Origin of the sequence: Pseudomonas sp. MD195_PC81_125, assembly GCF_014060985.1 — a bacterium.
Classification (GTDB): Bacteria; Pseudomonadota; Gammaproteobacteria; order Pseudomonadales; family Pseudomonadaceae; genus Aquipseudomonas; species Aquipseudomonas parakoreensis.
On record NZ_JABULD010000552.1, the window covers coordinates 1 to 10,212 of the forward strand.

At 58.9% G+C, this 10,212-nt stretch carries 6 protein-coding genes and 2 pseudogenes; 3 read left to right on the top strand and 5 right to left on the bottom strand.

What is annotated here, in order from left to right; genetic code table 11:
* Together HT737_RS22215 and HT737_RS22220 are read right to left on the bottom strand one after the other, a co-directional pair.
* A pseudogene (locus HT737_RS22215) lies at window positions 1-199 on the bottom strand (branched-chain amino acid ABC transporter permease LivH); the annotation flags it as partial.
* A gap of 230 nt (window positions 200-429) precedes the next feature.
* On the bottom strand, window positions 430-1,557 hold the full coding sequence (locus tag HT737_RS22220; RefSeq protein ID WP_047292128.1) for a branched-chain amino acid ABC transporter substrate-binding protein: 1,128 nt from the start codon (window positions 1,555-1,557) through the stop codon (window positions 430-432).
* A gap of 352 nt (window positions 1,558-1,909) precedes the next feature.
* On the opposite strand from HT737_RS22220, the gene HT737_RS22225 reads away from it, so the two are divergent.
* Entirely contained in the window at window positions 1,910-2,215 is a 306-nt protein-coding gene (locus HT737_RS22225) for a DUF2288 domain-containing protein (RefSeq protein WP_145597836.1), read from the top strand.
* A 295-nt stretch (window positions 2,216-2,510) separates the two neighbouring features.
* Here the strand turns inward: HT737_RS22225 and HT737_RS22230 are convergent, their stop codons facing one another.
* The gene (locus HT737_RS22230; protein ID WP_041070561.1) at window positions 2,511-4,709 is read right to left on the bottom strand and encodes a hypothetical protein; all 2,199 of its coding nucleotides are present in this window, start codon (window positions 4,707-4,709) and stop codon (window positions 2,511-2,513) included.
* 197 nt (window positions 4,710-4,906) lie between these two features.
* Here HT737_RS22230 and HT737_RS22235 point away from each other — a divergent pair, with 197 nt between their 5' ends.
* Window positions 4,907-5,803 carry an NAD(P)-dependent oxidoreductase gene (locus HT737_RS22235; protein WP_182404012.1) on the top strand — a complete coding sequence of 299 codons (897 nt, stop codon included), beginning with the start codon at window positions 4,907-4,909 and terminating at the stop codon, window positions 5,801-5,803.
* Here the strand turns inward: HT737_RS22235 and HT737_RS22240 are convergent.
* Entirely contained in the window at window positions 5,694-7,976 is a 2,283-nt protein-coding gene (locus tag HT737_RS22240; protein WP_182404013.1) for a bifunctional diguanylate cyclase/phosphodiesterase, read from the bottom strand. The genes HT737_RS22235 and HT737_RS22240 overlap by 110 nt on opposite strands.
* 147 nt (window positions 7,977-8,123) lie before the next feature.
* Window positions 8,124-8,493 (bottom strand): annotated as a pseudogene (locus tag HT737_RS22245) (YkgJ family cysteine cluster protein).
* Window positions 8,494-8,794: 301 nt separating this feature from the next.
* Here HT737_RS22245 and HT737_RS22250 point away from each other — a divergent pair.
* Window positions 8,795-10,144 carry an MFS transporter gene (locus HT737_RS22250; RefSeq protein WP_095667335.1) on the top strand — a complete coding sequence of 450 codons (1,350 nt, stop codon included), beginning with the start codon at window positions 8,795-8,797 and terminating at the stop codon, window positions 10,142-10,144.
* Window positions 10,145-10,212: the final 68 nt, after the last annotated feature.

The following is a 10,212-nucleotide window of genomic DNA, read 5'->3' on the forward strand; positions in this document are numbered from 1 at the left end:
TGTCGATTCCCATCATGGCCAGCCCGGCGATGGCGATGAACGCCACGTAGGAACCGATCATGTACACCTCGCCATGGGCGAAGTTGATCATTCCAATGATGCCGTAAACCATCGTATAGCCGATGGCGATCAGGGCATACGTGCTGCCAATGGTCAGGCCATTAACCAGCTGTTGGAAGAAGTGATAGATGTCAGGCATTACAACGCTCCTAAAAACCTGATACGCATTTCACTGGTGGAGTCATTTTCCCGCCCGGCCCCGTGGATCTTTATCCACTTCGAATCCGGGTTTTGCCAGCGAACCGCTGATGACGGTTTTGAGATTTTCAGGTGGGGAGACTGGCGGATCACGCCAGCGCGGCCCATACATTCGTAAAACAAAGCCCACGGCACGCCGTGGGCTTTATTGGCAGTCAGTCAGGGCGCGCCTTACTGAGGCGAAACTTCAGTTTTCGGTTTGCCGAAGTGCCACTCGTAAACCACAAATTTGAAGTCCTTCAGGTCGCCCTTGGCGTCGAAGCTCAGGTCGCCGGTAGGGGTCTTGAAGGTGCCGGCGTGAATGGCTTCGGCCACTTTGGCTGCGTCTTCGGACTTGGCTGCCTTGATGCCTTCGGCAATCACTTCAACCGCCGAGTAGGAAGGGAACACGAACGGGCCGCTCGGGTCTTCTTTCTTCGCCTTGAACGCATCTGCCAGGGCAACGTTGGCCGGATCCTGGTCGAAGGATTTCGGCAGGGTCACCAGCAGGCCTTCGGAGGACTCTTTGGCGATCTGCGAAATGGAGTCGTTACCCACGCCTTCCGGGCCCATGAACTTGGCTTTCAGGCCTTTTTCCTGGGATTGACGCAGGATCAGGCCCAGCTCCGGGTGGTAGCCGCCGTAGTAAACGAAGTCGACGTTGGCTTGTTTGAGCTTGGCGATCATCGAGGAGAAGTCTTTGTCGCCGGCGTTGACGCCTTCGAACACGGCGACTTTCACGCCTTTCTTCTCAAGAGTCGCCTTGACGGCGGTGGCGATGCCTTCACCGTATTGCTGCTTGTCGTGCAGGACGGCAACGATTTTCGGCTTCACGTGATCGGCAATGTAGTTACCGGCGGCAGGGCCCTGGGCGCTGTCCAGACCGATGGTGCGGAAGACCATTTTGTAACCACGGGCGGTGATGTCCGGGCTGGTGGCAGCCGGGGTAATCATCACCACGCCTTCGTCTTCGTAGATGTCCGAAGCAGGCTGAGTGGAGCTGGAGCACAGGTGACCAACCACGAACTTGACGCCGTCGTTGACGACCTTGTTCGCAACCGCTACGGCTTGTTTCGGATCGCACGCGTCATCGTATTCAACGGCTTCGAGTTTCTTGCCGTCGACGCCGCCCTTGGCGTTGATCTGCTCGATGGCCATTTTCGCGCCACTGAACTGCATGTCGCCGTATTGGGCTACAGGACCGGTTTTAGGGCCGGCGATACCGATCTTGATGGTGTCAGCGGCGAACGAATGGCTGGCAACCCCGGCCAGAACCATAGCGGCAAACAGTTTGGAAATCTGCTTAGTAGCCTTAGTCATAGTGCTCCACTCTTACTGTTGTAATTTTTTTGAGTTCTGGCGCCGTAGCAGCAGAACCGGGTCAGATATCTTGGCGATACCCTCCGGAAATGCCCCCGGCAACTGTACCGGTACAGTGTAGAGCGCCGGTTGTTGGCCTGGGAAGCTGGCGCCAGGGGGCAAAACTTGTGGGTGTCGCATTTTTGAATGAAAAAGACAGAATTGCGGCGGGGCTTTCGGGGGGCTTATGCCCCAAACAGCAGCATTCCTTGGCGTTCCTGCTCTTTTCGTTCGGTGAAGCCATTTGCAACCGGGTTTTTCTGCCGAACCACCGACGTTATCATTCGCGTCGATTTCTTTTCCGGACAGTCCCATGAATCAAGAACCTAGCACCCTCTATGCCAAGCTGCTTGGTGAAACCGCATCTATTACCTGGAAAGAGCTGGAGCCGTTCTTCGCCAAGGGTGCCCTATTGTGGGTCGACCCGGCCCTGGATTTGATCGCCGCCGCCGAGGCCGTGGCCTCGGACGATGGCGAGAAAGTCGCCGCCTGGCTGGCCGAAGACAAGGTCGCCAAGCTGTCTGAAACGCGGGCGCTGGATATTTTCGAGCGTGATCCGCAGATGTGGGCGGTGGTGGTAAGGCCGTGGATTCTGGTCCAGGAAAGGGCGGCTGCCTGAGACTGCCGCACCTTTGTGGTGCGCCTGACCAGCGGCGAAAAGTGTGTAGCCGAGTAGCGTGATGGCACGTTGCCGTAGAGAAACGCCACAAGCGCGGGTGGCATAACGGTGACGTAAACGTAACGGGAACAGTTTATTGAGCAGCCTGAGGGCTGCTTAATTGTTTCTGGATGTTGGCGATGAAGGTTTTGCAGTGTGTGGAGTGACCTCTTCGCGAGCAGGCTCGCTCCCACATTTGGAATGCATTCCATTGTGGGAGCGAGCCTGCTCGCGAAGGGAGCGACTCGATCTTGGATCAGACCGAGTAAGTCTTCCCGGTATGGTTATTCAGCGAAATAACCTTGGTCTTGCCGATCCGGTGACGGTAGATCTCGCGCAGGTACTTGATCGATTTCTTCACGCAATCGCGCGACAGGCGAATGTCGTTGATCGAAACAAACTTGTCCTTGTCGTTGATCAGTTCGCGGTACTTCTTCTCGTACATCGGTTTGATCGCGTACCAGTTGGTGTCGAGGATCTTCGCCGGGTTCTCGAATTCGTTGAGCAGATCGTCGATGCGGTCTTCGTCAAAGTCTTCATTAATGATGAAGTCGAGGATCGAGTTGTCCAGGGTCTCGTCGAAACGGTACGGGGTCTTGGCGAAGCAACGCTTGATGAACGCCACGATCAGGGTCAGGAAGTCGTCCGACAGACACGGGCTCTTGGCGATCAGGGTGGTCAGCGACAGGTTGGCCGACGCACCGATCACCAGCGCATAACGCTTGAGCGTGGTGTTGGGGAACAGGCTGTTGAGGTGGGTCTTCAACCGGTTCAGATCCATGTAGGACAGCTTGTAGTCTTTCGGCAACGAAACGATCGACACCACCGACGAGCAGTTCTTGAAGAAGTGCAGGTCGTGCAGCGCGGCGGCGTCGTAGCCGGAATTCTTGTACTGCTCCAGCGACGCGCGATAGCGCTTGGATTCGATTGGCAGCAGGCTGATGCCTTCGATGGCCTGGGTCACCTTGTTGAAGTGCGGCAGGTCGATCGAGCGGAAGAACAGATCGTCGATGTTCAGGCGCTGCGGCTCTTTGTCGAATACCTTGAACTTGTCGCTGCTCGGCGGCGGGGTTTCCGGCACCACCGATTCAGCGTAGGCAATCGCCACCGGGCCGGCCAGGCTCATGAACAAGTCGTTGGCGTCGAGGCGAATGGTTTCGCCGATGTCGATGCCGGCGCGACGGAAGTAGTTCTGGTCATAGTCGGTGGTCACCGCCTGCGCCGTCAGAATGTTGAAGATCTGCTGGGAGATGTACTGGTTGGCGTGCTTCTCCATCGCATTGACATCAATGTTCTGGATGTTGCCGTCATCGCTCTCTTCGGCGTAACGCATGATGTCGTTGGAGATCAGCATCATCGCGTTCCACGGGCGAATACGGCCCATGACGCTGGCTTCGCTGCTGTCTTCATTGGCGAAGTTGTAGGAGAAATCCCATTCTTCCGACAGGTATTTGCACAACAGGCGTCCGGCGTTGATGTGCAGCGCCTCGGACATTTCGCTGCGGTGATCGGAAATGTTCGGCAGCACACAGATGCCGCTGGTGAAGATCGGCTCGAACACGAACGAATGCCCGCTCTTGCCGTCATGCTCGTCCATCGGCTTGGTGTCGAACGTCTTGTTCATGTACGAGTGCTGCTGGGCCAGGCCGAATTCCGAAGCCATGCCCGAACCGGTTCCGCCGCCCGCACTGAAGATCGAGAAGTACAGGCGCGACTGGTTGGCCTTGATGCCGCAGCTGTCGATCAGGTACGAGTGGATCATTTTCCAGTCAGGGCTGGAGAAACGCTGGGTGTCCTTGTTGAGGATGATCTTGGCCAGGTATTGACCGAGGATCGGCGCGTTACCGGCGCCACCGGCATGGACTTCGGACAAATCCATGATCTTCATTTTGCTGTAGTCGCGCAGAAAGCCGCTTTTCTCGCCCTTGCGCGAGAATCGGATGCGCCCGGCAATGTCCTTGTCGAGGTCGCCGAGCATTACCAGCGGTTCGACCAGGAACACCGGTTTGCTCGACTTGTTCGGGCCGATCCGCAGATTCTGCTTGATCCACTGCGCCGGGCTGTAGCCCTTGTCGGCCAGACGCCGGTCAGCGGCGCGGTCTTCGTTGTTGAATTCGTTGAGGTAGAACTTGCGCGCGTTATACACCAGCTCCGCGACGTCGAGGGCGATGTTCGAGCCGCAGCGACCGAGGCCGATCAGGCACACCGACGGGAATTCCTGGTCGTTGTGCTGTTCGTTGTCGCCTTCCAGGTGCGGCGGGCGCGGGAACACCAGGTCACGCAGACCGTCGAGGTTGTCGAGGATGCGGTCGGTGTTGGTTTCGGTGTAATACAGATATTGCTGAGTGCCCAGCGGGCGCGAAGGAGGCAATGGCTTCATCGGAGCCGGGCTGTTCGCCGCAGGGCTCAGGGGCAGATCGGATACCGCAGTGGCCGGATTGTTTTTAGAAGTCATTGTGCGCCATATACCTGGACAGGGTTGGCTCGGCGACCGTTGTCATCGAGCCTCACGGAAAGAGGATCTCGCGTCTTTGACTGCGCGTATTTGGCCCGGGCGTCAGGGGCTTGGCCTGATCGTCGCGCGGGGGAATCCTTTCCTGATCGTTCATGAATCGGCCATTATTCGGTGATCTTTAATCGAAAAGAGGCAAAATGATGTCAACGCTACCTTCGTTGGGCTTTGCCGGAATCGGCCTGATGGGCTTGCCGATGTGTCACCGTTTGCTGGCGGCGGGCTACCCGTTGACCGTGTGGAACCGCAACCCGGCCAAGTGCGCGCCCCTGGTTGAAGCCGGCGCCCGGCAGGTGGCGACTCCAGCCGAGCTGTGCGAACACGCGGACGTGGTGATGCTGTGTCTGGCCGATACGGCGGTGGTGCGCGAGGTGGTGTTTGGCACTGGCGGCGTTGTTGAAGGTGCGCAAAACGGCCAGTTGCTGGTGGACTTCTCCAGCCTCGAACCGACCGCTACTCGCGAGATGGCCGCCGACTTGGCAGGCAGGACCGGCATGGCCTGGCTTGATTCACCGGTGTCCGGCGGCGTGGTCGGTGCCGAGGCGGGCAGCCTGGCGATCATGATCGGTGGTGCGGTGACGGATCTGGATCGGGTGCGCCCGATGTTGCTCAACCTCGGTCAGCGCGTCACGCACATGGGCGGCATCGGCGCCGGGCAGGTGACCAAGGCTTGCAATCAGATGATCGTCGCCTGCAACGCGTTGGTGATTGCCGAAGTGGTGGCGCTGGCCGAACAGGCTGGAGTCGATGCGCGCTTGATTGCCGAAGCGCTGGCCGGTGGCTTTGCCGATTCGAAACCGCTGCAGATCCTCGCCCCGCAAATGGCCGAAAGCCGTTTTGAACCGGTGAAATGGCACGTGCGCACGCTGCTCAAGGATCTCGATACGGCGGTGAAATTCTCTCGCGAACAAGGCTCGGCCACGCCGATCAGCGGATTGGCCGCACAACTGATGCGCCTGCATGGGGCGCAGGGTTTTTTGCAGAAGGATCCAGCGACTCTGGTACACATGTACCGCGCGCCAGACTCAGTGGATTGACCGAATGTGCGTGTTTGCGCTGATTGATTTCCTCGAGCACCGGACGGAGTTCATCCAGCGGCACCGGGCGGCTGAGCAGATACCCCTGAATGAAGTCGCAGCCCGAACGTTCGAGAAACTCGTACTGTTCCAGGCTTTCCACGCCTTCGGTCACCACCTGCAAGTGCAGGGTGTGGGCCATGACGATGATCGCCTGGACGATCTCCATGTCGGCAGTCGCCGCAGGAATGTCGAGGATGAACGAACGATCGATTTTCAGCGTATTGAGCGGCAGGCGTTTGAGGTAGGCCAATGATGAGTATCCGGTGCCGAAGTCGTCGATCGACAGCGATACGCCGAGGGCCCGGATCTGCCGCAACAGCACCAGCGTGTTGGCGATGTTGCCCATCAGTGCGTTTTCGGTGACTTCCAGCTCCAGCCGTTCCGGCGCGACGCCAGCGCTGCGCAGTGCACTTTCGATTTCGTTGGCCAGTTCTTCCCGGGCCAGGTTGAGCGGTGAGCAGTTCCAGGCGATTTTCAGTTCGTTGCAGCCGTGGCGCGTCAGTTCGCCGAGGTCGGTGCAGGCCCGGCGCAACACCCAGTTGTCCAGTTCGGCGATCAGGCCGTTGGTTTCGGCAATCGCGATGAAACGGTCCGGGGCCAGCAGGCCATGCAGCGGATGCTGCCAGCGAATCAACGCTTCGAGTTTGGTCACCCGGCCGGTTTTCAGTTCGAAGATGGGTTGGTAATACAGCGTCAGCCCGTGGTCTTCACGCAAAGCCTGGCGCAGTTCTTCTTCCAGTTGCAGTTCGAGGCTGGCGCGGGTCTTCATGTTCGAACTGAAAAAATGCAGGCCGTTACGCCCGGCACCCTTGGACTGATACAACGCCAGATCGGCGTGCTTGAGCAGTTCTTCGCAGGTGGTGCCGTCGTCGGGGAACAGGCTGATGCCGATGCTGGTGGTCATCACCATACGACGTCCGGCCAGTTCGATCGGCTCCTTCATTTTCTGCATGATCCGTTGCGCCATGCTGCGCGCTTCCTCGCGGTCGTGCAGGCCGATCAGGATGCAGAACTCGTCACCGCCAAAGCGTGCGACCACGTCGTCATGGCTGCGCACCGAGCCTTTGATGTGGTTGGCGATGACTTTGAGCAGGGCGTCGCCGGCGTCATGGCCGAGGCTGTCGTTGATCCGCTTGAAGTGGTCGATGTCGAGAAACATCACCGCGAGCATGCCGCCTTCGCTGGTTTTCTGGCTGAGTTTCTCGGCGAAGATCTGGTTGAAACCGCGACGGTTGATCAGGTTGGTCAGGGCGTCGTAATTGGCCACTTGTTGCAGCGACATCCGAGCCTGATCGAGCTGGCTGAGCAGGGCATTGACTCGGCGCAGATCCTGCTCCTTGCTTTGCAGTTTCTTGTCGGCCAGTGCCGCGCTGATCGCGCTGCCGAGAATCAACAGTGTGATCAGCGCGATGGTCAGGCCCAGTTGCAGGTGATTGGTTTCGGCACTCAAGGTGGGCGTGGCGCCTTCGGGCAACACCAGATGCAACGCGGCCATCCCGGTGAAATGCATGCTGATGATACCGGCGCCGAGAATGATCGCGGCGGTGTATTTGAACAGTTGATGAAAACGTCCACCGCCTTCACGCAAGTAACCGGCGACCCACAGCGCGGCGAAACTGGCGCTGATCGCAATCACGATCGACAGGCAGAACAACAGCGGCTCGTAATAGGCGGTGGCCACCGAGTGCATCGCCGCCATGCCGACGTAATGCATGCCGGCGATGCCCAAGCCAATGACGATGGCGGTTTTCAGGTAATGCACCCGTGAGGGATGGGGCACGCTCAGGGTGTGCATCGCCAGCCACGAAGCGAGCAGGGCGATCACCAGGGAAAACAGGGTGGTGGCCAGTTCGTAATGGATTTCGATCGGGGTCTGGAACGCCAGCATGGCAATGAAGTGCATGGCCCAGATACCGCCGGCCAGGCAAGTGGCGCCGATCCAGCGCCAGACCCGTTGCGAGCCCGGGTCTTCGGCATGGCCGACCCGCTCGGCCATGTCGAGGGTGGCAAAACTCGCGGCGCAGGCCACCAGATAAGCCACCAGCACCAGCAAGGGATTATGTGTGCAATCGAGAATGACCTGCCCGCCGTCCGGCAGCTCGGTAACAAACTGCAAACCAAGCCACTCCATAGCATCCCCGTCTCTGAAGTCGTCCCTTCTGCGTCAGAAACGCAGGCGAATGAGAGGAGTATAGAGGCGGTTTTTATCGTGCAAGTGATAGTGGCATATTGGCGCCAACCATTTCGGCATGAGCCTCATAGCGATTGGCGCTAAGCGTCAGGCGCTCTGGTCGTAGGGGATCTGATTCCAGTCCTTCTCGAGCGGCGGCAAGCCGAAGCGGGCGCGGGCCTTGTCGCAATCGACATTCTGTTCGCCGTTCTCCCAGGACGATTCGAATTCGCGGCAGGGGCTGGAGCGCTGCTCATAAATCGAGCACTGGACCTGACTGCCCACCTCGCCGACCAGCGCCGTACAACGCGGTGATTTGCAATCGGTGCCGTTCATCGCCACCCGGCTCGGGCTGATCTGCGTCACCAGCTCATCGGGCACTGTGCCACCGGAGGAGGCGCATTCACCCCAGAAAAAAAGACACGCGAAAATGGGAACAGCAGGCACCGCAATTCAGACACGGACTGACTTCGGACATTAGGAGGGCATCAAAGGGGTTGATCGGCGAATCCGGACGGATCCGGCGGCTATTCTAGGCTTCGCCATGAACTTGGGAAGGGGGCGCGAAAGTATTTTTTTTGTAGCCGGGTTTTGCCGCAAAACCCCCGGTTTACGGGGGATTGCTGCGTTATCAAGGGCTTACGTTTCTTTACAGTGCCATGGTTCATTATCAGCTTGACGAATGATCACAGACAGCTACGCACCGCCTGTCTAGATTGCAGGTTCCGGGCTCGGATGCGTCGGCAGTGAAGCCCTCATAACAATAAAGAGACGGACCCATGCAGAACTCGACCCAAGCGGCGAATGCCTGGCGCATTCTGTTCCTGTTGTTCCTTGCCAACCTGTTCAACTTCTTCGACCGCACCATTCCAGCGATCATCATCGAGCCGATCCGCATGGAGTGGCACCTGAGTGACTTTCAACTGGGGATCGTCGGTACCGCGTTTACCCTGGTTTATGCGATTGCCGGTCTGCCGTTAGGCCGCATGGCCGACACTGGCTCGCGCAGCAAATTGATGGGCTGGGGCCTGGCGACCTGGAGCGCACTGACGGCGGTCAACGGCCTGGTTGGCAGCTTCTGGAGCTTTCTGCTGGTGCGCATGGGGATCGGCATTGGTGAAGCCAGTTACGCGCCGGCCGCCAACTCGCTGATCGGCGACCTGTTCCCGGCGCACCGCCGGGCGCGAGCCATGGGCATTTTCATGCTCGGGTTGCCATTGGGATTGTTGCTGGCGTTCTTCACCATCGGTGCGATGGTCAAGGCGTTCGACAGCTGGCGCGCGCCGTTCTTTATCGCGGCGGTGCCGGGGCTGATCCTCGCGGTGTTCATGTTCTTCATCAAGGAACCCAAGCGCGGTGCGGCGGAAATCGTGCAGGTGTCCCAGGATAAAGTCGACAGACCGATCCGCCGTGTCCTCGCCGTGCCGACATTCCTGTGGCTGGTGATGGCAGGCTTGTGCTTCAACTTCGCCACCTATGCCTGCAACTCGTTTCTGGTGCCAATGCTGCAGCGGTATTTCCTGATGCCGTTGCAGGACGCGGCGGTGGCGACCGGGGTGATTGTGGGGATCACCGGGTTGATCGGCCTGACACTCGGCGGCTGGATCGCTGACAAGATTCATCAACGAGTCGCCAACGGCCGGCTGCTGTTTGCCGGCGTCAGCCTGATCATCTCGACCGTGTGCACGGCCTGGGCGTTGCACGCCGGACGGGTCGAGATTGGCGTGTTCGTCGCGGTGTTCAGCGTCGGCTGGCTGTTTGCCTATAACTTCTACACCTGCGTGTACACGGCGATTCAGGACGTGGTCGAGCCGCGTCTGCGTGCGACGGCGATGGCGTTGTTCTTTGCCGGGCTGTACTTGCTCGGCGGTGGATTGGGGCCGGTGGTGGTGGGGGCCTTGTCCGATCACTTTGCGAAATCGGCCATGGTCTCTGCAGGCGCCGAACAGATGACCGAGGCGTTCAAGGCTGTCGGCCTGCATGATGCGATGTACCTGATTCCGGTGGCGCTGTTCTTGACCATGGTGTTTCTGTTTCTGGCGGCGCGGTGTTTTGTCCGGGATGCGCAGCGGATGAAGGAGGGGTTGGTGGCAGTGGTTGAGCCTGATGTTTCTGTGGCGACTGCATGATTGCTATCGCTGGCAAGCCAGCTCCCACAGTGACCGAGTCACACGCATAATTTGTAAACACTCCAAAC